The organism is Acidovorax sp. LjRoot66 (genome assembly GCF_964253305.1).
Lineage (GTDB): Bacteria > Pseudomonadota > Gammaproteobacteria > Burkholderiales > Burkholderiaceae_C > Acidovorax.
The window spans coordinates 3,936,096-3,958,524 of sequence record NZ_CAXUQU020000001.1; the positions used below are offsets into that span (position 1 = coordinate 3,936,096).

Below are 22,429 nucleotides of genomic sequence, written 5' to 3' on the forward strand. Positions count from 1 at the left end.
CCACCAACAGTTCCAGGTCGTCGTCCTAGAAAAGAAAACTCACCATGTTCACCAAAATACTGATCGCCAACCGCGGCGAAATCGCGTGCCGGGTCATCGCTACGGCGAAGAAAATGGGCATTGCCACCGTGGCTGTGTACTCCGACGCCGACAGGGAGGCGCGCCACGTGAAGCTGGCCGACGAGGCCGTGCGCATCGGCGCGGCGCCGAGCCGCGAAAGCTACCTGCTGGCCGACAGGATCATTGCGGCGGCCAAACAGACCGGCGCGCAGGCCATCCACCCGGGCTACGGCTTCCTGTCGGAGAACGAGGCTTTTGCCAAGCGTTGCGAGGACGAGGGCATCGCCTTCATCGGCCCCAAGGCGCATTCGATTGCCGCCATGGGCGACAAGATTGCCTCCAAGAAGTTGGCCAACGAGGCCAAGGTCAACACCATCCCGGGCTACAACGACGCCATCAGCGGCCCCGAGCAGGCGGTGGAGATCGCCAAGGGCATCGGCTACCCCGTCATGATCAAGGCCTCGGCCGGCGGCGGCGGCAAGGGCTTGCGCGTGGCGTTCAACGACAAGGAGGCCTTCGAGGGCTTCACCAGTTGCCAGAACGAGGCACGCAACAGCTTTGGCGACGACCGCATCTTCATCGAGAAGTTCGTGCAGCAGCCGCGCCACATCGAGATCCAGGTGCTGGGCGACAGCCAGGGCAACGTGATCTACCTGAACGAGCGCGAGTGCTCCATCCAGCGCCGCCACCAGAAGGTGATCGAAGAGGCGCCTTCGCCCTTCATCACCGATGCCACGCGCAAGGCCATGGGCGAGCAGGCGGTGCAACTGGCCAAGGCCGTGAAGTACCAGAGCGCCGGCACGGTGGAGTTCGTGGTCGGCAAGGACCAGGACTTCTACTTCCTGGAGATGAACACCCGCCTGCAGGTGGAGCACCCGGTGACGGAGTGCATCACCGGCCTGGACCTGGTGGAGCTGATGATCCGCGTGGCCGCCGGCGAGCCGCTGCCGCTGACCCAGGCCGACGTGAAGCGCGACGGCTGGGCCATCGAGTGCCGCATCAACGCCGAAGACCCGTTCCGCAACTTCCTGCCGAGCACGGGGCGCCTGGTGCGCTTTCAGCCGCCGGAGGAAACCATGTTCCAGTCCGACACCAGCAAGAAGCTGGGCGTGCGCGTGGACACCGGCGTGTACGAGGGCGGCGAGATCCCCATGTTCTACGACTCGATGATCGCCAAGCTCATCGTGCACGGCACCGACCGCGACGACGCCATCCACAAGATGCGCGCGGCGCTCAACGGCTTCGTGATCCGCGGCATCAGCAGCAATATCCCTTTCCAGGCGGCGCTGCTGGCGCACCCGAAGTTCGTCTCGGGCGACTTCAACACCGGTTTCATTGCCGAGAACTACAGCCAGGGTTTTGCCGCCGAGGACGTGCCGCACGAAGACCCGCTGTTCCTGATGGCGCTGGCCGCCTACATGAACCGGCGCTACCGCGCGCGCGCCTCGGGCATCAGCGGTCAGTTGGCGGGCCACGAGGTCAAGGTGGGAGAGCAGTTCGTCGTGGTCACGCTGGGCGCCGAAGGCCAGAACGTGCACCACGCCGTGTCCGTCACGGACTTCGAGGACAAGTCCGGCTCCAGCGCGGTGATGGTGGAAGACAAGAGCTACAAGATCAGCAGCTCGGCCACGCTGGGCCAGGTGCGCGTGCAGGGGCAGTGCAATGGCCTGGGCTTCACCGCCCAGGTCGAGCGCGGCCCGGGCAAGAACCCGCTGGCGCTGCGCATCGCGCACAACGGCACGCAGATCGATGCACTGGTGCTTTCGCCGCTGGGTGCGCGCCTGCACCAGCTCATGCCCTTCAAGGCGCCGCCGGACCTGAGCCGCTTTTTGCTTTCGCCCATGCCCGGCTTGCTGGTGGACGTGGCCGTGCAGCCCGGCCAGAAGGTGCAGGCTGGCGAGAAGCTGGCCGTGATTGAGGCCATGAAGATGGAGAACATCCTCTTTGCCGCGCAGGATGGCGTGGTGGGCAAGATCGTCGCCGGCAAGGGCGAATCGCTGGCCGTGGACCAGGTCATCCTGGAATTCGTGTGAACCCAGGGCGCGCATAACCGTGTTCGTGACGGTGGATGAGTGGTCGAGCAGACCACGCGAGCGCTGGCCGCTGCTGCGCCTGGCCTGCCTGCTGGCGGGCGCCGTGCTGCTGGCCGATGGCCTGGTGCTGATGTCCATGGGCTTGTTCTCGATGGGCGTCACCGTGCCCGGCGCATTGGGGCTGGCCCTGTGCATGCTCACCTGGGGCTGGCACCCGCTGCAGGCCCGGTTGGGCCGGGCAGGGTGGACGCGGCGCGCGTGGCGCGCGGGCTGGCTGCTGTTTCTGGCCTGGGTTGCCAGCGTCGCCCTGTTCTGGAATGCGCTGGCCGGCCAAGTGCAGGCTTTCAACGCTGCGGCGGGCGATGTGCCCCTGAAGGCCATCATCGTGCTGGGCAGCGGCACGCCCAACGGCCAGCCCTCGCCGGCCTTGCGGGCGCGGCTGGACAAGGCGCGCGAGCTGGCCGCCGCCCATCCCGCCGCCTGGGTCGTGGTTTCGGGCGGGGTGGATTTCGGCGAAACCGCGAGCGAAGGCCGCATCATGGGCGACTACCTGCGCGCCCAGGGCATGGCCGCCGAGCGCATCCTGCAGGAAGAGCGCAGTACCAGCACCGAGCTGAACCTGCGCTACAGCCTGCCGCTGCTGCAGGCCAAGGGCCTGGGACTCACCAGCCCCATGGCCGTGGTCACCAGCGACTTCCACACCGTGCGTGCCCAGCGCATCGCCCGCAAGATCGGTTACACGCAATCCGTGGTGGCGGGGGCCCCCACGCCGCTCTACCTGCGCTACAACGCCTGGCTGCGCGAATACTTTGCCACGGCCAGCAGCTGGATCCTCGGTGAAGTCTGAAACCATTCCCTTGTTCTTGAAAGATCTGCCATGAATACCGCCGTCTCCCGCCCCTTCAAAGTCCTGGGCATCCAGCAGGTCGCCATCGGCGGCACCGACAAGGCGCGCATGAAGACCCTGTGGGTGGACATGCTGGGCCTCACGCAGACGGGCACCTTCCAGAGCGAGCGCGAGAACGTGGACGAGGACATTCTGGCCATGGGGCAGGGCGCCTGGAAGGTCGAGGTGGACCTCATGCAACCGCTCGACATCGACAAGAAGCCCGCCGTGCACACCACGCCGCTCAACCACATCGGCCTGTGGATCGACGACCTGCCAAAAGCGGTGGAATGGCTCACCGCCAAGGGCGTGCGCTTTGCGCCGGGCGGCATCCGCAAGGGGGCTGCGGGCTATGACATCACCTTTTTGCACCCCAAGAGCAACGACGAATTCCCGATTGCGGGCGAGGGCGTGCTGATCGAGCTGGTTCAGGCGCCGGCCGAAGTGATCGCCGCACTGGGCTGATCCTGCCGTAGACGATGGCCTTCATGGGGCGAGCCCGGAGTGCAGCAGCGCTGCTGTTTGCGCTGGTAAGTCCCACTCTCTGGGCTGCGGGTGGCACAGGCACCTACCCACTCGACTGGGGGCACCCTGGCGAAACGCTGGAATACCGCTCCTGCGGCTGCGCCGACAGCTGCTGGGTGGCCGAGGTGAAGAACCGCCGCACCCGGCAGACCCTGGCCCGGCTGCGCTGCGACTGCGAACGCCTGTTCTCGCAGACGGGCGCACGGGGCCCCGAGGTGGAGCGCGCCCCGAGTTGCGCGGCCTTCGAGGTCACGGCGGACAAGCCGGGCGCCATCCGCCAGGCGCTGGAGAAACTGCTCAAGCGCTGACCCAGCAGTGCGCCCATGACCTGGCGGGTCATGGATCCACATGCCGATGGGGGATACAACGGGGACATTCCGTCCCTTTCTGGAGTTGTGCCCCATGCGTATCCTCACCACCTTGGCCTTGCTGGTCGTGGGCGTCATCCATCTGATCCCCTTGTCGGGCGTGCTCGGGCCGGAGCACCTGGCCCGCCTGTACGGGGCTGCGCCTTCCGACCCAAGCGCTCTGATCCTGATGCGCCACCGCGCCGTGCTGTTCGGCATCGTGGGTGGCGTGTGCGTGCTGGCCGCGTTCAAGCCCGCTTTGCAGTGGCTGGCGCTGGTCCTCGGGGGCTTCAGCGTCGTTTCCTTTCTCTGGCTGGCCTGGTCCACCGGCGGGTTCAACGCCCACCTGCAGCGCGTGGTCGTGGCAGATGTGCTGGCCTTGCTGTGCCTGGCGGCCGGTGCGGGCGCTCTGGCGCTGGCCGAACGTGCGCCAGGAACGCGCTAACTTGCACTAACGTCTAGGCATGCGGCATGCCCTGCCATGGGTGTTGGATGCCGAAGCTGAACATAGGCGGCATGTTCTGACAACGAATTTCCGAGTGCCTTCAATATGCAACCTACATCTGCCAATTGCTGGCTTCGCCGCTCTTCATGCATGGGCAAATGAGCGACGTTGTTCGCGAGAATTTAGTGGCACTTTTTGTGACCCATGAGGGTGCATTTGAACCAAAACCTCATTCAAAATCATGGTGATAGCAACATGAGGCTTCGCTCCCACAGGTACAGGGGTGGCGCCTTGTGTGGCACCTGATCCGCTTGATGAAAGGACCGAACCCATGGTGAACACCGCACTTTCCGCCCCCCAGCCGATCCAGCTGCACCGCCCCGTCTCCGCACCGGTGGTGCGTGGCGAATGGACAGTCGCGGCCATCCAGGCGCTGCTCGACAAGCCCTTGATGGACCTGCTGTTCGAGGCCCAGACCGTGCACCGCCAGCACTGGCCCCAGGGCGACATCGAGCTGGCCACGCTGCTCTCGGTGAAGACCGGTGGCTGCCCCGAAAACTGCGGCTACTGCCCGCAGGCGGCCGAGTTCGACACCGGCGTGAAGGCCGAGAAGCTGATGGCGGTTGACGAAGTGCTGCGCGCCGCCCAGGCCGCCAAGGACGCGGGCGCCACGCGCTTTTGCATGGGGGCCGCCTGGCGCGCCCCCAAGGACCGCGACATCGAAAAGGTGAGCGAGCTGATCGGTGCCGTCAAGGGCCTGGGCCTGCAGACCTGCGCCACCCTGGGCATGCTCGAATCGCACCAGGCCCTGGCACTCAAGGACGCGGGGCTGGACTACTACAACCACAACCTCGATACCGCCCCCGAGTACTACACCGACGTGGTGAGCACCCGCGCCTACCAGGACCGGCTCGACACCCTGCAGCACGTGCGCAGCGCCGGCATCAGCGTGTGCTGCGGCGGCATCGTGGGCATGGGCGAGGCGCCCGTTCACCGCGCCGGGCTCATTGCCCAGTTGGCCAACCTCAACCCCTACCCCGAGTCCGTGCCCATCAACAGCCTGGTGCGCGTGCCCGGCACGCCGCTGGCCGACAGCGAGCCCATCGACCCATTGGACTTCGTGCGCATGATCGCCGTGGCCCGCATCACCATGCCGCGCGCCCGCGTGCGCCTGTCGGCCGGGCGCCAGCAGATGGGAGAGGCCGTGCAGGCCCTGTGCTTTATGGCCGGGGCCAATTCGATCTTCTATGGCGACAAGCTGCTGGTGACGGGGAACCCGGATGTGGAGGCTGATGTGCAGCTGCTGGGCAAGCTGGGGCTCAACGCTACCGGCCAGGCGTGCCGCACGCCTTCCTGACCTCACCCATTCAACCGCCGCGCAGGCCTTTCACCTCCGCCCGCAACCGCTCCACCTCCGCCTGCAGCCGGCTGTTCTCGTGCATCTGGTCAAAATCCTTCTGCAGCTGCTTGCGGTGCTCCACGTAGTACATGAGGTTGCTGACCCGCAGGCGCAGCAACTCGGGTTCGATGGGCTTGAAGACGTAGTCGATGGCGCCCAGGCTCAGGCCCTGGTGGCGTGAGGCTTCGTCTGTCATCGCGGTGACGAAGATGATGGGGGTGCATTCCGAGGCATGGTGCTCGCGCAGGCGGCGCGCCACCTCGAAGCCGTCCATGCCGGGCATCATCACGTCGAGCAATATCAGGTCCGGCGGCGCGTCGGACTGGCAGATGGACAGGGCCTTCTCGCCGTTGTGCGCGATCTTGACCTTGAAGCGGTCGCGGAACAGGCCGGCCACCAGTTGCAGGTTGTCGGGCGTGTCGTCCACCACCAGGATGGTGGCGCGTTCGGGTTCGCTGGCCGAGGGCTCGGGCACGGGCTCCAGCGGCGGTGGGGCCAGCGCGGAGACCAGTGCCTGCGCGTCGCGCTGCAGCACGCGCTGCATGCGCTCGATGAGCCGCCGCACGGTGAAGGGCTTGACCAGCAGGTCGCCGATGCCCAGCCGGATCGCCCGGGCGGCCGAGTCGCGGTCCAGCCCGCCCGACATCAGGATGAAGGGCAGGCCGGCCAGCTTGGGGTCGGCGCGCATGGCTTCGAGCATGGTGAGGCCGTCCATGCCCTGCATGTCCAGGTCGCAGATCACCACGTGCACGGGTTCGGCGCGCAGCATCTGCAGGGCGCGTGTGCCGTCACGGGCTTGCAGCACCTGGCCGAAGCCGAAGGTCTGCAGCTGGCTGGCCAGGGCCTGGCGCATGGCGCTGGCGCCTTCGGCCAGCAGCACGGTGGTCTTGGAAGGATGCATGCCTCAGGATGGGGTGTCTTGTGCGGTCAGTTCGATGTGCTCGGCGGGCAGGTCCGTGGCCATGCGGTCCACTCGGGCGTGCAGCGCCTGCTCGCCATCGGCAAAGCGCTGGGCGATGTCGCGAAATTCCTCGGACAGCGCCAGGAAGGCATCCACCATGTCGGGATCGAAATGGCTGCCCCGGCCATCGCGGATGATTTCCACGGCCACATCGTGGGGAAACGCCTCCTTGTAGACGCGCACGGAGATCAGCGCGTCGTACACATCGGCCACGGCCATCAAGCGTGCGGACAGGGGAATGGTGTTGCCCACCAGCCCCTCGGGGTAGCCCGAACCATCCCACTTTTCCTGGTGGCTGTAGGCGATCTCCTTGGCGTAGCGGAAGAAAGGGTTGGTCTGCGAGGCCTCGCGCTCCGCGGCCACGATGGCATCGCGCCCCAGTGTGGTGTGGGTCTTCATGATCTCGAACTCTTCGGGCGTGAGCTTGCCCGGCTTGAGCAGAATGCGGTCCGGGATGCCCACCTTGCCGATGTCGTGCAGGGGCGCCGACTTGAAGATCATCTCGATCGCCGCCTCGGTGAGCTCCTCGCTGAAGCGCGGATGGTGCTGCAGCTTGCGCGCCAGCACTTCCACGTAGTGCTGGGTGCGGCGGATGTGGTTGCCGGTCTCGTTGTCGCGCGTTTCCGCCAGCGAGGCCATGGCGCGGATGGTGCCGTCCTGCAGCTCCACCACCTCGCGCGTGCGCCGGGCCACTTCTTCCTCCAGGTACTGGTTCTGGCGGGCCAGCAGGTCGCGCGCGCGCTTGAGCAGCAGGTGGTTGCGCACCCGCGCCAGGGTGATGGCCGGGTTGATGGGCTTGGTGATGTAGTCCACCGCACCGAGCTCCAGGCCCACCGTCTCGTCGTCCGATGCGCTCATAGCCGTGAGGAAGATGACCGGGATGTCCTCGGTCTCGGGGTTGAACTGCAGGCGGCGCAGCACCTCGTAGCCGTCCATCTCGGGCATCATGATGTCCAGCAGGATCAGGTCGGGCTTGCCATCGCCCGCAACGATCTGCAGGGCCCGCTCGCCGCTGTTGGCCAGCTTGACCTTGTAGTCCGGGCGCAGCAGGCCGCTCATCACCGACAGGTTGTCGGGCATGTCGTCCACCACCAGCACGGTGCATTTGCCGCTCGTTTCCATGGGATTGCTCATGACGTGGGTCCTCCTTGTATCGCGGGGCCGGGCAGGGGGGCTGCACGCAGCAGCGCCAGTGCGTCGGTGAAGATGTAGCTGTCCAGCGCGCGCTTCATCTCGCCGTAGACGGGGCCAAGCAAGGCCTTGAGGGCGGGGGCCGAGTCCTTGAACAGTTCCACGGCGTCCGAATCGTCGTCCGCCAGCAGTGCCTCCAGGCGCGCGAGCAATTGCTGCGCCTCTGCGGCGTCCACCGGTGCCTGCTGGGCCGCGGCCTCCTCCGTGGGCAGTGCGCTGCGCAACGCTGCCACCAGGGCCTGACAGGCCGTGTCCACCGGCTCCAGCAGCGTGCTCACCACCTGGACATCGGCATCGGCCGCAATCGCGTGCTCCACCACCTCGGCCAATTGGGCCAGGGGCGCGGCGCCGATGGTGCCCGCAGTCCCCTTGAGGGTGTGCATGGCGCGCAAGGCATCCTGACGCTGGCCGGCAGCAAGGAGGGCGCTGGTGTTCTGCGCTGCGGCCGCCTGGCCAGCCACGAACTTGCGCAGCAGGCTTTCGTAGGCAGCGGGCTTGCCCAGCACCCGGCGCAAGCCGGCGGCTGCGTCCAGCCCCTCGATGCGCGTCAGGGCTTCGAGGGCGAGGGCAGGCTCCGCCGATACGGACACAGCGGGAGCCAGGGCCGGGGCCCCGGCCCGCGCAGGCACCCACTGCAGGAGCTGCGAAAACAGCTCATCGGGGTCGATGGGCTTGGCCACATGGCCGTTCATGCCGGCGGCCAGGCAGCTGTCGCGGTCGCCGCTCATGGCATTGGCCGTCATGGCCAGCACGGGCAGCTTGTGCCAGTCGGGGTTCTCGCGGATGTGGCGCGTGGCAGTCAGGCCATCCATCACCGGCATCTGCATGTCCATGAGCACGATGTCGTAGGCGGCGCGCTGCTGCAGCATGTCCAGCGCCACCTGGCCGTTCTCGGCCACCTCCACCACCAGCCCGGCGTCGCCCAGCAGGTCGGCGCCCACCTGCTGGTTCAGGTCGTTGTCGTCCACCAGCAGCACCCGGGCGCCACGGATGGGGCCGAGGTCGGTCGCACGGGTCCGGTGCAACGCTGCGCGGTCGGTCGGGCCGGCATCCTGCACCCCTCCCAGCGCGCGGATGGCGGTGTCGAACAGCTGGGACGGGCTGACCGGCTTGGTCAGCATCAGGGCAATGCCGGCCTTCTCCAGCTCGCGGAACACTTCTTCGCGGCCATGCGCGGTGACGATCACCGGTACCGGCGGGTGGGGCAGCAGGGCCAACTGGGCGGCGGTCTGAAAGCCATCCAGGCCCGGCATTCTCCAGTCGAGAAACGCGATCTCGCAGGGCAGGCCGGCCGCGTCTGCATCGCGTGCCGCGGCAATGGCTTCTTCGCCCGAGGCGGCCGTGGTCACGGCAAAGCTCATGCTGGCCAGCAGGCCCGAGAGGATCTGGCGTGCCTGTTCGCTGTCGTCCACCACCAGCACGCGGCGCCCGCGCAGGTCGGGCTCGGGCATGAGCGGGCGCCCCGAGGGCGTGCCCAGGCCCACCCGGGCGGTGAACCAGAAGCTGCTGCCCTGGCCGGGCGTGCTGTCCACGCCCACCTCGCCGCCCATCAGGCCCGCCAGCTTCTTGGAAATGGCCAGCCCCAGCCCGGTGCCGCCGTACTTGCGGGTGGTGGAGGTGTCGGCCTGCTCGAACGAGCGGAACAACCGCGACTGCTGCTCGGGCGTGAGGCCGATGCCCGTGTCCTGCACCTCAAAGCGCAGCAGCAGGCCATCGGCATCGCGCGCCACTTCGAGCACGCGCACCACGATCTCGCCGGTGTCGGTGAACTTCACGGCATTGTTGCCATAGTTCACGAGGATCTGGCCCAGGCGCAGCGGGTCGCCCAGCAGGTCATCCGGCAGGGCTGGGTCCACGTCGAACATCAGCTCCAGGCCCTTGGCGGAGCACTTGTCGCCGATCAGGTTGGCCACGTTGTCCAGCACCCCGCGCAGCCCGAAATCGACGGTTTCCACCTCCAGCTTGCCGGCCTCGATCTTGCTGAAGTCGAGGATGTCGTTGATCAGCCCCAACAGGTGTTGGCCCGAGCGCTGGATCTTCTCGACATAGTCGCGCTGGCGCGGCGACAGGTCGGTGGTAAGGGCCAGGTGGCTCATGCCGATCACGGCGTTCATGGGGGTGCGGATCTCGTGGCTCATGTTGGCCAGAAAGTCCGACTTCATCTGAGATGCGTCTTCGGCACGGGCGCGGGCCACCTCCAGCTCGTCCTCGTGCTCGCGCAGGGTGGCATTGGCCTGCTCCAGCTCCTCGGTGCGCTGGACCACCCGGGCTTCGAGCACCTCTTCGCTGCGCTTCAAGGCCTCCACCAGCTCGGCCTGGGCGGCCAGGGCCAGCGTCTTGGCTTTTTCGCGCTTGAGGAACTGCCGGCCCATGGCCACGGCCAGCAGAAAGGTCAGCACCGCCTGGAAGGCCGTGAGGCCCGTGGTCAAGAGGGTCTGGTGCTGAACCTCGGCGTTGCGCTGGTCGCCCAGCAGCGCGGAAATGCGCGAGGCGTTGAGCGACAGCTCCTGCACCGTTGCGCGCAGATCGACCAGGCGCTCGCGCAGCAGCCGCATGTTGGCCTGACTGGTACGTACGTCGGCGGCCAGGCCAAAATAGCTGTCGCCGGCCTCGACGAATTCTTGCAGCTCTGCCAGGGCCTTGGCATAGATCGGTTCGCTCTGCATGAGGGTGCGCGCGGTGCCGCTTTCCAGCGCACTGAAGCGGCTCAGGAACAGGTCGTAGCGCAGCTGCAGCGCATCCATCGAGGTGCTTTCGGGGTCGAATTCGTACTGGTGCAGCGCGTGGTCCAGCCGTTCATGCTCCACATTGAGCTGGAGGAAGGACCACAGGGCGTTCACGTCGCCCCGGCGCATCACGGCTTCGACGCTGCGGTACTGGTGGTACTGGACGGCCGCAATGGACACGTAGACCACCACCAGGCTGGCGATGATCAGGGGCAGGAGGTGCTTGCTGCGCAGCATGGGCAGCAGACTGCTACTTGATCTGCAGGGTGCTGAGCTGCCAGGCAGAACGGTTGTAGTACAGCTCGGTACGCAATTCGGCCTTGGTATCGAAGGGGAAGACAATGAAGAGCGGGCCCTTCTCCCGGATCGGCATGGCGCGGTCGTTCATGAGCCGGGCCACGATCACATCGTGGCGCGTGGCATCGTCGAACGGGATCTCGGTCTTGTAGTCGTTGAGCGCCACCGCCGTGATCTTGCTGCCCTTGGCGCCCGCAGCCGCGAGCACATCGCGCAGCAGCGGCCCGGTGAAGGTGACGGGTTTGGGGTACCAGGGGGTCTGGGTGGTAAAGCTCTTCTGGGGCAGCTTTTCGAGCATCTTCATGTCGAACTGCGCCTTCTCACCATGGTTGGCTTTGCTGACGCTGCCCTGGATGGTCAGCACCACAGGCCCTGCGGGCTTCTCCAGCGTCTGCGCCTGGGCATGGAAAAGCGTGCACGCCGCCACCAGAACGCCTGCTGCCAAGCGTGACAATGGGCCAGTGGCCCCCTTCGCATCGGTCATGGTGTTCCCCCTCGCCAGCCTTTGCGGCCGTTTCTAGGTGGAGTTATAACAGCCGGCGCGCATTCATGCACTCCCAAAATGACCGCCGGCAGCGCACGCGTGCCGTGGCCTTGTCTGTCAGTCGCCGGCCACGGCACCCTGCGCCCGCAGGGCGGCCACTTCGGCGTCCGAGTAGCCCACCTCCTGCAGCAGCGCAGCCGTGTGCTCGCCCGCGCGCGGCGGCTGCAAACGCACGCCGGGGCGCATGCCGCCCAGGGTGAGGGGCAGCAGCGGCACCTTGGATTCGGTGCCGTTGTTCAGGCGGATGGGTGCCAGGCCCCCGCTTTGGTTGAGGTGCGGGTCGTCGAACAGTTCCTCGGGCTTGGTGATCGGGGCGAATGGCAGTTCGTTCGCCTCGAAGATGGCCGCCAGCTCCTCTGCGCTGCGCCCTGACAGGTGCGAGCGCAGCTGGGGCATCAGCCAATCGCGCGCCTGCACGCGGTCGTTGTTGGTTTTCAGGCGCGGGTCGGTCAGCAGGTCGGCGAGGCCCAGGGCCTCGCAGAAGATGGCCCACTGCTTGTCGCTCACGGCGGCCAGGAAGATCTGCGCGCCGTCCTTCACCGTGAACACGTCGTAGATGGCCCAGGCCGAGATGCGGCTGGGCATGGGGTTGGCCGCCTTGCCGGTGCTGGCGAACTGCATCATGTGCTGCGCCACCAGGAAGACGTTGTTCTCGAACAGCGCCGACTGCACCTCCGAGCCCTCGCCGGTCAGCTCGCGCTGGCGCAGTGCGGCCATGGCACCGATGGCACCGAACATGCCACCCATGATGTCGTTGACGCTGGTGCCCGCGCGCAGCGGGTCGCCCGGGCGTCCGGTCATGTAGGCCAGGCCGCCCATCATCTGCACCACCTCGTCCAGGGCGGTGCGCTGCTCGTAGGGGCCGGGCAGAAAGCCCTTGTGGCTCACGTAGATCAGGCGCGGGTTGAGCTTGCGCAGCGAGGCGTAGTCCAGCCCCAGCTTGGCCATGGTGCCGGGCTTGAAGTTCTCGCTCACGATGTCGGCCGTGGCGATCAGGCGCAGCGCGGCCTCGATGCCCTCGGGTTTCTTGAGGTCGAGCGCAATGCTCTTCTTGTTGCGGTTGAAGGTCGGGAAGAACCCCGCGCCCGAGCCCAGCAGGTGGCGCGTGCTGTCGCCCTCGATGGGCTCGACCTTGATCACCTCGGCGCCCAGGTCGGCCAGCACCATGCCGCAGGTGGGGCCCATGACCATGTGGGTGAACTCCACCACGCGCATGCCGGCGTAGGGCAGGGGCTTGTCGTTCTGCAGGGCCTCAGACATGGCGGGCTCCCTGCTGCACGAAGCCCTTGGGCAGGCCGGCCTCGGGGGTCATGCCGTACACGGGCTCGCCGGGCAGGCCGGCCAGCAGCGGGGCGCGCGCCTGCATCAGCCGCTGCAGGTCGATGCCGGTGGTGATGCCGCTGGCCTCGAACATGAACACCAGGTCCTCCGTGACCACGTTGCCCGAGGCACCGGGCGCATAGGGGCAGCCGCCCAGCCCACCCAGCGAGGCATCGAAGGTGCGCACCCCTTCCTCGTAGGCCGCCAGGCAGTTCGCCAGGCCCAGGCCGCGGGTGTTGTGCATGTGCGCGGCGCCGGCCTTGTCACCCAGTTCGGCACGCAGGCGCTTGAACAGCCGGCGCACCTGCGCCGGGTTGGCATAGCCCACGGTGTCGGACAGGCCCGATTCGTCGGCACCGGCCTGCACGCACTGGGCCGCAAGCCAGATCACCTCGTCCTCGGGCACCAGGCCCTGCAGGGTGCAGCCGAAGGCGGTGGAGATACCGGCCTCCAGCTTCACGTGGGGCGCCAGGTCGCGGCGCAGGTCCGATATGGCGCGCACCTCCTCGACCATCTCCTCGCGCGTCTTGCGCACATTGGCCAGCGAATGGGCGGCGCTGGCGGATACGGGCATGGTGAGCTTGTGCACCCCCGCATCCAGCGCCGCCTGCGCGCCCTTGCGGTTGGGCACCAAGGCCATCACCGTGAGGCCGGGCAGGGTGATGGCGTGGCGCACCACCTCGGCCGCATCGGCCATCTGCGGCAGCAGCCGGGCGGGCACGAAGGAGGCGACCTCTATCTCGCGCACGCCTGCGGCGTAGAGCGCATCGATCCAGCGCAGCTTGTCGGCCGTGGGCATGGTCGCCTTCACGGACTGCAGGCCGTCGCGCGGGCCGACCTCGCTGATCAGAACATCGAAAGCATGGGGCACTGAGGGTCTCCTGTGTTGTTCTATAAGAAAGAACTTTAATCTGTCTTATGAAATTATGAGGACCATCAGCAGCAGGGTCAAGCATTCGCCCGCAAACAAAAAAGCCGTTCTGCAGAACAGAACGGCTTTCCATGGATGCCCCCCGGGGTCGGATGGAGGCGCTACGCGGCGATTGCGGCCGGCTTGCGCTTGCGAATGGCCTTGGCAGGTGCTGCCGCAGCGGCAGGCACACCGATCAGTTGCTCCACCAGCAGGCGCACATGGCCCTGCATGACCGGTATGGCCTTGGCATCGCCAGCCATGTGCCGCAGCAGGCACTGCTGGAAGACGCCGTCGAACATGGCGTAGGTGAGGTCGATGGGCGCGCGCACCGGCAGGCCGGCCAGTTCGGACATGCGCGTGAGCACGCGCCAGACCATGTTCGCCAGGCTCTTGTCGATGGCTTCCACATCGGCGCGCAGCGCGTCCTCGAACAGCGACTGCGAACGGATGTCGTACCAGAGCCGGTGCATGGGGGCTTCGCTGCGCACCGTCTCGCCCAGCACCGCCACGAAGCCATCGACCAGCTCACCGAAGGTCGTGGAGTTGTTCGTCACCTCGTCATAGCGCGTCACGCAGCGCGCCTTGTACTGGCGCACGCTGCACAGGATGAGGTCGAGCTTGTCGGTGAAGTAGTAGTGCAGCACGCCGTGCGAGAAGGCGGAGTTCTGTGCGATCTCGCGCAGGCTGGTGCGGGCATAGCCCAGTTCGGCCAGCGTCTGCAGCGCGGCTTCGCCCAGTTCGGCGCGGCGTTCGGCGTATTTGTCACGGCGGGGTGCTCTTTCCATCGCGCCATTGTAGGCAGCGCCGGGCACTCCGCCATATCTTTTCATGCATGGGCTGCGGCAGGTCGATTGAATTTATGACAACTGTCAAGAAAATGTCTTGACAGTTGTCAAGTCGATTCCCAGAATCAATCCCGTTCCTCGAAGAACACGATCTGCGAATCAGCGATCTCTACCTATCCATCAGGAGACAAGACAATGACGAAGTTCGATTTGACCGGCCGCAAGGCCCTGGTCACCGGCGGCGCGCGCGGCCTCGGTGAAGGCATGGCCCAGGCACTCGCTGCCGCCGGGGCCTCGGTGATGATTGGCGACGTGCTCACGTCGCTGGGCCAGGAGGCGGCAGGCAAGCTGCCGGTGACCGGCGGGGCCAAGGCCGGCTTCGTGAAGCTCGACGTGACGCAGGAGGCCGACTGGGCCGCCGCCGTGCAGGCCACGGTCGATACATTGGGCGGCTTCGACATCCTCATCAACAACGCCGGCATCGAGGTCACGGCCCTGGTGACCGAGATCGAGCCCGATGCGTTGCGCCGCATGCTCGACGTGAACATCGTGGGCACGGCACTGGGCCTCAAGCACGCCTTCCGGACCATGCGCCCGGACGGCGCTGCAGGCAAGGGCGGGGCGGTGGTCAACATCTCTTCGGTCGCCGCCACCATTGCCTTCCCGGCGATCGCCGGCTACTCGGCCACCAAGTCGGCCGTGGACCGGCTCACCCGCGTGGCCGCCATGGAGTCGGGCAAGCTCGGCTACGGCGTGCGTGTGAACTGCATCTACCCCGGCCTGGTGCCCACCGAGATGGGCATGAAGCTGGCCGCCGACGTGGTGGCCGCCGGCCTGTTCGCGTCGCCCGAGGCCGCCGTGGGCGCCATCATCGAGCAGACGCCCTCGGGCCGCCTGGGCGAGGTGGCCGACATGGCCGATGCCGTGGTCTTCCTGTGTTCCGACGCTGCGCGCTTCATCAACGGCGCCGGCTTGCCGGTCGACGGCGGCATGGGCATGTGAGCAGCACACCAGGAGACAACAACATGGCCAACAACACCAAGAAACCCGTCGTGGTCTACGGCGCCTCCGGCTACACCGGCCGGCTGGTCTGCGAGTACCTGCGCGAGTACAACATCCCCTTCATCGCGGCCGGCCGCAGCAAGGACAAGCTCGACGAGGCGATGCAATCGCACGTGCCCGGCATCGAAACCGCCAGCTACGAGGTGGTCGAGGTGGCGCATACGCGGGAGGCGCTCACGGCGCTGTTCGAGGGCGCCTCGGTCGTGCTCAACACCGTGGGGCCGTTCGCCAAGTTCGGCCACGAGGTGGTGCAGGCCTGCCTGGCCGCGAAATGCCACTACACCGACACCACGGGCGAGCAGGACTGGCTGATCACACTGGAGGCCGAGTACGGTGCACAGTTCGCCGCCGCCGGCCTGCTGCTGTCCCCGGGCCTGGCGCAGATGTACACCACGGGCGAGATCGCTGCGCAGCTGTGCCTGGAGACCCCTGGGCTCGATACCCTGGACATCGCGGTGTTCTGGGGCGGCAGCCCCACGGTGGCCTCCACCCAGACCATCCTGGTCAACGCCGCCACGTCCAAGGCCTACTACCTGGAGCAGAACCAGTACGTGGAGTGGCAGCCTGACGCCGGCCTGTACAGCCTGGCCATTCCGGGCCAGCACGAGGCGGCACTGGCATTGCCCTGGGGCGGCACCTCGCACCCCGTGTGGTTCAAGAAGGACCCGCGCGTGGCCAACGTCAAGGTGCTGGGCGGGGTGTTCAACAAGCCGCTGATGCTGGGCGTGCCGCAGATCGTGGCCGCCGCGCTCAAGGCCACCGAGGGCATGAACGAAGAGGACCGCTACGCCGCCCTGGCACAGACGGCCGCCGCCGTCATGGGCTCCATGCCGCCGCGCGAGAACCCGCGCATCAACAAGTCGGTGGATTCGGTGCATGCCTCGGGGCCGCTGGCGCGGGCGCACTGCGTGATTTTCGGCAACTGCAACTACAAGCAGACGGGGCTGATGCAGGCCTTTGCTGCCGCCTCGCTGCTGCAGCAGGCGCCCCGGCGCGTAGGCTTTGCCTCGGGCTGCCAGGCCTTTGGCCACCACGAACTGCTGGGCGCGCTGCGCAGCTTCGGCCTGGTGCAGCCGCCGGTGCTCACGGTGCACCGCTGAGCGGGCCCCGCCATGCGCCTGATCGACTACCTCGACAAGGGGGCCATGCTGGGCGAAGGGTCGCCGTGCCTGACCATGGGCACGGCCGACCTCTCGTACGGCGAGGTGCAGCGCACCAGCCACCGCGTGGCGCGCGCGCTGCAGCGCTCGGGCATCGCGCCGGGCGACAAGGTGGCGGTGCTCTCCAGCAACGACGCCCTGGCTTTTGCCTGTGTGTTCGGCATCTCGCGCGCAGGTGCCGTGTGGTGCCCGGTGAACCCGCGCAACGAGGCGTCCGAAAACCGCTTTGTGCTTGACGCCTTCGACTGCAGCTGCCTCATCTTCCACAGCGCCTATGCGCCGATGGTGGAGCAGATGCGCGCGCAACTGCCCAAGGTGCGCCAGTTCGTCTGCCTGGATGCGACATTCGGGTGGGCACCCTCCTGGGCGCAGTGGGTGGAGGGCGTGGGCGACGAGCCCATCGCCATCGCCCCCGTGGACGACCTGGCGATGATCGCCGGCACCGGCGGCACCACAGGCCAGCCCAAGGGCGTCATGCTCTCGGGCCGCAACCTGGAGACCATGTCTGCGCTGACCCTGATGGGCTACCCGTTCGATGGCCGGCCGGTCTACCTGGCGCTGGCACCGCTGACCCACGCGGCCGGGGTGCTGTGCCTGCCGGTGATGGCTCTGGGTGGGCGTGTGGTCATCATGCCCAAGCCCGACCTGGGCGACTTCCTCGCATTGATCGAACGGCATCGGGTGACGCACACCTTCCTGCCGCCCACGCTGATCTACATGCTGCTGCAGCACGAGAAGCTGGCCAGCACGAAGCTCGATTCGCTGCAGTGCTTCTGGTACGGGGCGGCACCGATCTCGGCGGCGCGGCTCGAAGAAGCGCTCACGGCCATCGGCCCGGTGATGGCCCAGCTCTTTGGGCAGACCGAGGCGCCGATGATGATCTCCATGATGGCACCGCGCGATCACTTTCACGCCGACGGATCGGTGGCGCGTGAGCGCCTGTCCAGCGCCGGCCGGCCCGGCCCGCTGGTGCAGGTGGCGACCATGGATGCCGACGGCAAGGTGCTTGTTGCAGGCGAGACCGGCGAGATCGTGGTGCGCAGCTCGCTGGTGATGATGGGCTACTACAAGGATACCAAGGCCACAGCCGAGGCAGGGCAGGGCGGCTGGCACCACACGGGCGACATCGGACGGGTGGATGCCGACGGCTACCTGTTCATTGTGGACCGCGCCAAGGACATGATCATCACCGGCGGCTTCAACGTCTACTCGGTCGAGGTAGAGCAGACCCTGATGCAGCACCCCGACGTGCAGGACAGCGCCGTCATCGGCCTGCCCGACGACAAGTGGGGCGAGAAGGTGGTGGCCGTGCTGCAGCTGCATGCCGGCCGTGCGGTGCAGCCCGAGGACATCATGGCCTTCGTCAAGGCGCGCATCGGCAGCGTGAAGGCGCCCAAGCTGGTGGAGATCTGGCCAGACCTGCCGCGCTCCAAGGTGGGCAAGGTGATGAAGAAGGACATCCGCGCCACGATGCTGGCGCGGCCAGCGCTAACCTGAGGAACGCCAACATGTCACACAAGGCATTCATCGCGGGCGTGGGCATGATCCCGTTCGTCAAACCGGGCGCCAACGAGCCCTATCCCGTGATGGCGGGGCGGGCCGGCCGGCTCGCGCTGGAAGACGCGGGCATCGCCTACGGCGCCATCGAACAGGCTTATGTCGGCTACGTCTACGGCGATTCCACCAGCGGCCAGAAGGCCGTCTATGGCCTGGGCATGACCGGCATTCCGGTCTTCAACGTCAACAACAACTGCTCGACCGGCTCCACGGCACTGTTCCTCGCGCGCCAGGCCATAGCGAGCGGCGCGGCCGAATGCGTGCTGGCCCTGGGCTTCGAACAGATGAGCCCGGGCGCCCTCGGCACCGTGTTCAATGACCGGCCCAGCCCCTTCGAGGACTTCGACCGCGAGGCTGCCGAGCTGGTCGGCATGCCCGAGTTGCCCCTGGCGCTGCGCTACTTTGGCGGGGCAGGGCAGAGCCATATGCACAAGTACGGCACGCCGCTCGAATCTTTTGCCAAGGTGCGCGCCAAGGCCAGCCGCCACGCCGCGCGCAACCCGCTGGCTCTGCTGCGCAAGGAGCTGTCGGTGCAGGACGTGATGAGCGCGCCCATGCTCTGGCCCGGCGTGCTCACCCGGCTGATGGCCTGCCCGCCGACCTGCGGCGCGGCGGCAACGGTGCTGGTTTCCGAAGCCTTTGCCAGACGCCACGGCTTGCGCTCCGACGTGTTCATTGCCGCCCAGGCCATGACCACCGACCGGCCCGATGCCTTCGACAGCCACGACATGATGAACCTGGTGGGCTACGGCATGACGGCAGCGGCAGCGCACAAGGTATATGAGCAGGCCGGCATCGGCCCCGAAGACCTGGACGTGGTGGAACTGCACGACTGCTTTGCGCAGAACGAGCTCATCAGCTACGAGGCCCTGGGCCTGTGCCCGCCGGGCGGTGCAGCCGCCTTCATCGATGCGGGCGACAACACCTATGGCGGCAGGGTGGTCACCAACCCTTCGGGTGGGCTGCTATCCAAGGGCCATCCGCTCGGTTCCACGGGACTGGCCCAGTGCTACGAGCTCACGCACCAGTTGCGCGGCAGCGCGCAGGAACGGCAGGTGCCCGGCGCACGCTCGGCGCTGCAGCACAACCTGGGCCTGGGCGGGGCCTGCGTGGTCACGCTCTACCAGTCCGCCTGAAGCCGGTCAGGCCGTAGCGGCGGCCTTGCCCCGGGGCTTCGGGGCGGCTGCTGCCTTTGCGCAATCGGCGCAGCGGCCGTACAAGGTCAGTTCGTGCCGCTCCACCGTGAAACCCTTGGGCGCCAGGTCACGCAGGTCGCCGGGGCAGTTGTGCACGTCGAACACGCGCGAGCACGCCGTGCACTGAAAGTGGTGGTGGTGGCCATGGTCGTGCTCGGCGGCTTCGTACCTCGGGCTTTCGCCCGGCAGGTGCACGGCCTGCAGCGATCCATCCTCCAGCAGCGCCTTGATGTTGCGGTAGACCGTGGCCATGCCCAGCCCCTGCACGGCTTCGCGTGCGCTCTCCAGCACCTCCTGGGGCGTGAGGGGGCGTTGGGCGTCTGCAATGGCCGCCAGGATGGCGGTGCGTTGCCGGGTGGATCGTTCCATGGGGTGGGGTCGGTGCTGCAGGGCTTGTTGTTGATAACCAATTATCAGGGAAACCTCAGGTGCACGCCTGTGCCACGCACGGCAACTCCCTGAATACAAGGCAGCAGCATATTTCCACTCGGTCACTATTAATAATGAAGAAAATTCATTATCTTTTGTGAGTGTCGAATTTTGACTGGGTCTTCCAGTGCCTGCTCATCGATTTCTGAAGCGCTGGTGTCGGCATAGAAAGGCGGCCCATCGTCGGCAATGGATGACAGGCGGGCGGCGGTGGGCTGGCAAGAATGGTGCATTCCCCTTAGGAGTAGCCCATGCGCACCACACCGCTCCCCAAAGCCGAAGTCGACAAGGCCGAACGCAAGATCGACAACATCCTGGAAGACCTGGAGGATGAGACCCACTCGGAAGTGCAGGACATCGATCTCGAAGACGTTGTCGAAACCGACCCTGCCACCGGTCAACCAGGCGTGCACAAGACCGTCGAGGTGACTGTACAGCCCCGGCCACAGCGCAAGTGGCTCAAGTAGGCAGGCGGTGCCATGAAAAAAGCCCCCGCATCCCCGCGCAATAGCGCCGCTACAGAGCAGACCGCCAAGAAGCAAAAGCGCATCCAGGCCGAGCAGGACGCCAAGGACGCTTCGAAAGCGAAGGCATCTACAAGCAAGAAGCTGGCTCAACCGAAGAAGAAAACCCTGGCTCCGGGCCCTGGTCGCACTGAACCAGGCAGTCCGTTGCCCAGCCAGCCGCTGGCCAAGCCCGGCATCGAGGCGCGCATGGCGCTGCCTCCGCGCTTCGAGGCCCCGCACTACAAGGGCAGTGGCAAGCTCGAAGGCATGTCGGCCCTCATCACGGGCGGCGACTCGGGCATCGGTCGGGCCGTGGCCGTGCTGTTCGCGCGCGAGGGCGCCGACGTGGCCATCGTCTACCTCAACGAGCACGAAGATGCGAAGCGCACCATCGAACTGGTGAAGGCGGAAGGCCGGCGCTGCGTCGCCATCTCCGGCGACGTGAAAAGCGCACGCTTTTGCAAAGGTGCCGTTGCCAAGACCGTCAAGGCCTTTGGCAAGCTCAACCTGCTGGTGAACAATGCGGCCTTCCAGGAGCATGCCAGCTCGCTCGAAGACCTGACCGAAGAGCGTTTCGACGAGACCTTCAGGACCAACATCTACGGTTACTTCCACATGGCCAAGGCTGCGCTGCCGCACCTCAACCGGGGCGATGCCATCATCAACACCGGTTCCGTCACAGGCCTGCGCGGCAGCAAGGAGTTGCTCGACTATTCGGCCACCAAGGGCGCCATCCACGCCTTCACCAAAGCCCTGGCGCACAACCTGGCCGACAAGGGCATCCGCGTGAACGCCGTGGCCCCAGGGCCGGTATGGACACCGCTGAACCCGGCCGACAAGACGCCCGAGGACATCGCCCAGTTCGGTGCCAGCACGCAGATGGGGCGGCCCGCCCAGCCCGAGGAGATTTCGCCGGCCTATGTGTTCCTGGCCGCGCCGTGCTGCTCGAGTTACATCACCGGCATCGTTTTGCCCATCACCGGCAATGCAGGCGACGGGGGCTAAGGCTCCGCTCAATTGCGGATGTTCGCGAACTCCACCACGCGCCTGAACTTCTGGATCTCAGCCTGCAGGAAGGGCACGAAATCCGTGCCTTCCATCATGGTCAAGCCCGCGGCTTCGAGCGTCTTGCGCAGTTCGGGCTCCTTGAGCAACTGCTGCAAGTCCTCGCGCAACCGGGTGGTGGTGGCCGGCGGCAGCTTGCCGGGGCCCAGCAGGCCGAACCAGACACCTGCATCGACCCCCTTGAACCGCGCATTCTCTGCCAGGGCCGGGATCTGGGGCGCCGCCGCAGAGCGCTCCAGCTTTGTCACGCCAATGGCCTTGACCTTGCCGTCCTTGATATGGGGCAGGGCGCTGGAAAGCACCATCACCGCAAAGTCCACGTCGCCGCTGTCCAGATTCGCGAGCATGGCACCGGCACCGCGCGAAGGCACATGCGCCATGCGCACCCCTGATTGCTGGCGAATGGTCTCGCCCGCCAGGTGCAGCGGTGTACCCATGCCCGACGAGGCATAGCGCATGGGCGCGGGCGCCTCGGCCGTGGCGCGCAGGAATTCCTCGATGCTGGCCACCGGCGTCTTCCTGCCGGCCACCAGCACCAGCGGCTGGCTGCCGATAAGGCCGATGGGCGTGGAGTCCTTGAGCGGGTTGTAGCCGTCGCGCCGGCGGCTCACCAGGTGGTTGATGCCCACCTCGGCGGGCGAGCCCAGCAGCAGTGTGTGCCCGTCCGGCTCGGCCAGGGCCACCCGGGCCGCGGCCAGCGCTCCGCTGGTGCCAGGGATGTTCTCCACGTTCACCGGCTGGCCCAGCCGGCGCGACAGGCCGGGCGCAATGGCCCGTGCCACCAGGTCCACGCTGCCGCCTGCCGGGTAGCCCACCACCAGGGTGATGGCCTTCCACGGGTAGTCCTGCGCCCAGGCCGCCATGCTGGACAGGGCCAGCACATGCACTGAAACAACGGTCCGGACCTTCTTCAAAATCATCGTGTCCATGGTATCCCTGTGGGTGAATTGGGTTACCCATGGTTACATTCGATGCAAAGGTGCGAGGTGCCGCTTTGGCACCGGTTGGTGCCGAATGGCTCC

General features: G+C 66.8%; 21 protein-coding genes. 12 read left to right on the forward strand and 9 right to left on the reverse strand.

Going from position 1 to position 22,429, the window contains the following annotated elements:
- Positions 1-44 precede the first annotated feature (44 nt).
- The 6 genes from ACSQ3Y_RS18540 to bioB all read left to right on the forward strand — a co-directional run bounded on the left by ACSQ3Y_RS18540 (position 45) and on the right by bioB (position 5,653).
- Positions 45-2,093 carry an acetyl-CoA carboxylase biotin carboxylase subunit gene (locus ACSQ3Y_RS18540; protein WP_436178407.1) on the forward strand — a complete coding sequence of 683 codons (2,049 nt, stop codon included), beginning with the start codon at positions 45-47 and terminating at the stop codon, positions 2,091-2,093.
- Positions 2,094-2,112: 19 nt separating this feature from the next.
- Positions 2,113-2,940: a YdcF family protein gene (locus ACSQ3Y_RS18545; RefSeq protein ID WP_436178408.1), complete on the forward strand. Its 828-nt coding sequence runs from the start codon at positions 2,113-2,115 to the stop codon at positions 2,938-2,940.
- Between the two features lie 30 nt (positions 2,941-2,970).
- The gene (locus ACSQ3Y_RS18550) at positions 2,971-3,444 is read left to right on the forward strand and encodes a VOC family protein (RefSeq protein WP_436178409.1); all 474 of its coding nucleotides are present in this window, start codon (positions 2,971-2,973) and stop codon (positions 3,442-3,444) included.
- A gap of 23 nt (positions 3,445-3,467) precedes the next feature.
- Entirely contained in the window at positions 3,468-3,812 is a 345-nt protein-coding gene (locus ACSQ3Y_RS18555) for a hypothetical protein (protein WP_436178410.1), read from the forward strand.
- Between the two features lie 94 nt (positions 3,813-3,906).
- On the forward strand, positions 3,907-4,296 hold the full coding sequence (locus ACSQ3Y_RS18560; RefSeq protein WP_436178411.1) for a phosphopantetheine adenylyltransferase: 390 nt from the start codon (positions 3,907-3,909) through the stop codon (positions 4,294-4,296).
- A 331-nt stretch (positions 4,297-4,627) separates the two neighbouring features.
- A complete protein-coding gene (gene bioB, locus ACSQ3Y_RS18565) occupies positions 4,628-5,653 on the forward strand; it encodes a biotin synthase BioB (protein WP_436178412.1) in 1,026 nt (341 codons plus the stop codon).
- 10 nt (positions 5,654-5,663) lie between these two features.
- On the opposite strand, the gene ACSQ3Y_RS18570 is transcribed toward bioB, so the two are convergent.
- The 7 genes from ACSQ3Y_RS18570 to ACSQ3Y_RS18600 all read right to left on the reverse strand — a co-directional run bounded on the left by ACSQ3Y_RS18570 (position 5,664) and on the right by ACSQ3Y_RS18600 (position 14,432).
- Positions 5,664-6,596 (reverse strand): response regulator, encoded by a 933-nt coding sequence (locus ACSQ3Y_RS18570; protein WP_436178413.1) that lies wholly within the window; start codon positions 6,594-6,596, stop codon positions 5,664-5,666.
- A 3-nt stretch (positions 6,597-6,599) separates the two neighbouring features.
- Entirely contained in the window at positions 6,600-7,790 is a 1,191-nt protein-coding gene (locus ACSQ3Y_RS18575; protein WP_436178414.1) for a response regulator, read from the reverse strand.
- A complete protein-coding gene (locus ACSQ3Y_RS18580) occupies positions 7,787-10,810 on the reverse strand; it encodes a response regulator (protein ID WP_436178415.1) in 3,024 nt (1,007 codons plus the stop codon). Before ACSQ3Y_RS18580 ends, ACSQ3Y_RS18575 begins: the two co-directional genes overlap by 4 nt.
- A 13-nt stretch (positions 10,811-10,823) precedes the next feature.
- Positions 10,824-11,354, reverse strand: a complete 531-nt coding sequence (locus ACSQ3Y_RS18585) for a molybdopterin-dependent oxidoreductase (RefSeq protein WP_305745646.1) — start codon at positions 11,352-11,354, stop codon at positions 10,824-10,826.
- 117 nt (positions 11,355-11,471) lie between these two features.
- Positions 11,472-12,674: a CaiB/BaiF CoA transferase family protein gene (locus ACSQ3Y_RS18590; RefSeq protein ID WP_436178416.1), complete on the reverse strand. Its 1,203-nt coding sequence runs from the start codon at positions 12,672-12,674 to the stop codon at positions 11,472-11,474.
- Positions 12,667-13,605, reverse strand: coding sequence for a hydroxymethylglutaryl-CoA lyase (locus ACSQ3Y_RS18595; RefSeq protein WP_436178417.1), 939 nt, complete (start codon positions 13,603-13,605; stop codon positions 12,667-12,669). Before ACSQ3Y_RS18595 ends, ACSQ3Y_RS18590 begins: the two co-directional genes overlap by 8 nt.
- Positions 13,606-13,766: 161 nt before the next feature.
- Entirely contained in the window at positions 13,767-14,432 is a 666-nt protein-coding gene (locus ACSQ3Y_RS18600; protein WP_436178418.1) for a TetR/AcrR family transcriptional regulator, read from the reverse strand.
- Between the two features lie 195 nt (positions 14,433-14,627).
- Between ACSQ3Y_RS18600 and ACSQ3Y_RS18605 the strand changes: the two genes are divergently transcribed.
- Genes ACSQ3Y_RS18605 through ACSQ3Y_RS18620 form a run of 4 tightly spaced genes read left to right on the forward strand, consistent with a single transcriptional unit; the run spans position 14,628 to position 19,347 of the window.
- Positions 14,628-15,434: an SDR family NAD(P)-dependent oxidoreductase gene (locus tag ACSQ3Y_RS18605; RefSeq protein ID WP_057204391.1), complete on the forward strand. Its 807-nt coding sequence runs from the start codon at positions 14,628-14,630 to the stop codon at positions 15,432-15,434.
- A gap of 23 nt (positions 15,435-15,457) precedes the next feature.
- Entirely contained in the window at positions 15,458-16,594 is a 1,137-nt protein-coding gene (locus ACSQ3Y_RS18610; RefSeq protein ID WP_436178419.1) for a DUF5938 domain-containing protein, read from the forward strand.
- A gap of 12 nt (positions 16,595-16,606) precedes the next feature.
- Complete coding sequence (locus tag ACSQ3Y_RS18615; protein WP_436178420.1) at positions 16,607-18,151, forward strand: AMP-binding protein; 1,545 nt, start codon at positions 16,607-16,609, stop codon at positions 18,149-18,151.
- A gap of 11 nt (positions 18,152-18,162) precedes the next feature.
- Complete coding sequence (locus tag ACSQ3Y_RS18620; RefSeq protein WP_436178421.1) at positions 18,163-19,347, forward strand: lipid-transfer protein; 1,185 nt, start codon at positions 18,163-18,165, stop codon at positions 19,345-19,347.
- Between the two features lie 6 nt (positions 19,348-19,353).
- Here the strand turns inward: ACSQ3Y_RS18620 and ACSQ3Y_RS18625 are convergent, their stop codons facing one another.
- Positions 19,354-19,776, reverse strand: a complete 423-nt coding sequence (locus ACSQ3Y_RS18625) for a Fur family transcriptional regulator (protein ID WP_436178422.1) — start codon at positions 19,774-19,776, stop codon at positions 19,354-19,356.
- A gap of 311 nt (positions 19,777-20,087) precedes the next feature.
- Here ACSQ3Y_RS18625 and ACSQ3Y_RS18630 point away from each other — a divergent pair, with 311 nt between their 5' ends.
- Together ACSQ3Y_RS18630 and ACSQ3Y_RS18635 are read left to right on the forward strand one after the other, a co-directional pair.
- The gene (locus ACSQ3Y_RS18630; RefSeq protein WP_057204401.1) at positions 20,088-20,303 is read left to right on the forward strand and encodes a hypothetical protein; all 216 of its coding nucleotides are present in this window, start codon (positions 20,088-20,090) and stop codon (positions 20,301-20,303) included.
- Positions 20,304-20,315: 12 nt separating this feature from the next.
- A complete protein-coding gene (locus ACSQ3Y_RS18635; RefSeq protein ID WP_436178423.1) occupies positions 20,316-21,347 on the forward strand; it encodes an SDR family oxidoreductase in 1,032 nt (343 codons plus the stop codon).
- An 8-nt stretch (positions 21,348-21,355) separates the two neighbouring features.
- Here the strand turns inward: ACSQ3Y_RS18635 and ACSQ3Y_RS18640 are convergent, their stop codons facing one another.
- The gene (locus tag ACSQ3Y_RS18640) at positions 21,356-22,336 is read right to left on the reverse strand and encodes a Bug family tripartite tricarboxylate transporter substrate binding protein (protein ID WP_436178424.1); all 981 of its coding nucleotides are present in this window, start codon (positions 22,334-22,336) and stop codon (positions 21,356-21,358) included.
- Positions 22,337-22,429 lie beyond the last annotated feature (93 nt).

Bases quoted from the DNA above. Each gene is read 5' to 3' on its own strand.
- ACSQ3Y_RS18540 (WP_436178407.1), top strand. From the start codon at position 45: ATGTTCACCAAAATACTGATCGCCAACCGCGGCGAAATCGCGTGCCGG.
- ACSQ3Y_RS18550 (WP_436178409.1), top strand. From the start codon at position 2,971: ATGAATACCGCCGTCTCCCGCCCCTTCAAAGTCCTGGGCATCCAGCAG.
- ACSQ3Y_RS18555 (WP_436178410.1), top strand. From the start codon at position 3,468: ATGGGGCGAGCCCGGAGTGCAGCAGCGCTGCTGTTTGCGCTGGTAAGT.
- ACSQ3Y_RS18560 (WP_436178411.1), top strand. From the start codon at position 3,907: ATGCGTATCCTCACCACCTTGGCCTTGCTGGTCGTGGGCGTCATCCAT.
- bioB (WP_436178412.1), top strand. From the start codon at position 4,628: ATGGTGAACACCGCACTTTCCGCCCCCCAGCCGATCCAGCTGCACCGC.
- ACSQ3Y_RS18570 (WP_436178413.1), bottom strand. From the start codon at position 6,596: ATGCATCCTTCCAAGACCACCGTGCTGCTGGCCGAAGGCGCCAGCGCC.
- ACSQ3Y_RS18575 (WP_436178414.1), bottom strand. From the start codon at position 7,790: ATGAGCAATCCCATGGAAACGAGCGGCAAATGCACCGTGCTGGTGGTG.
- ACSQ3Y_RS18580 (WP_436178415.1), bottom strand. From the start codon at position 10,810: ATGCTGCGCAGCAAGCACCTCCTGCCCCTGATCATCGCCAGCCTGGTG.
- ACSQ3Y_RS18585 (WP_305745646.1), bottom strand. From the start codon at position 11,354: ATGACCGATGCGAAGGGGGCCACTGGCCCATTGTCACGCTTGGCAGCA.
- ACSQ3Y_RS18590 (WP_436178416.1), bottom strand. From the start codon at position 12,674: ATGTCTGAGGCCCTGCAGAACGACAAGCCCCTGCCCTACGCCGGCATG.
- ACSQ3Y_RS18600 (WP_436178418.1), bottom strand. From the start codon at position 14,432: ATGGAAAGAGCACCCCGCCGTGACAAATACGCCGAACGCCGCGCCGAA.
- ACSQ3Y_RS18605 (WP_057204391.1), top strand. From the start codon at position 14,628: ATGACGAAGTTCGATTTGACCGGCCGCAAGGCCCTGGTCACCGGCGGC.
- ACSQ3Y_RS18610 (WP_436178419.1), top strand. From the start codon at position 15,458: ATGGCCAACAACACCAAGAAACCCGTCGTGGTCTACGGCGCCTCCGGC.
- ACSQ3Y_RS18615 (WP_436178420.1), top strand. From the start codon at position 16,607: ATGCGCCTGATCGACTACCTCGACAAGGGGGCCATGCTGGGCGAAGGG.
- ACSQ3Y_RS18620 (WP_436178421.1), top strand. From the start codon at position 18,163: ATGTCACACAAGGCATTCATCGCGGGCGTGGGCATGATCCCGTTCGTC.
- ACSQ3Y_RS18625 (WP_436178422.1), bottom strand. From the start codon at position 19,776: ATGGAACGATCCACCCGGCAACGCACCGCCATCCTGGCGGCCATTGCA.
- ACSQ3Y_RS18630 (WP_057204401.1), top strand. From the start codon at position 20,088: ATGCGCACCACACCGCTCCCCAAAGCCGAAGTCGACAAGGCCGAACGC.
- ACSQ3Y_RS18635 (WP_436178423.1), top strand. From the start codon at position 20,316: ATGAAAAAAGCCCCCGCATCCCCGCGCAATAGCGCCGCTACAGAGCAG.
- ACSQ3Y_RS18640 (WP_436178424.1), bottom strand. From the start codon at position 22,336: ATGGACACGATGATTTTGAAGAAGGTCCGGACCGTTGTTTCAGTGCAT.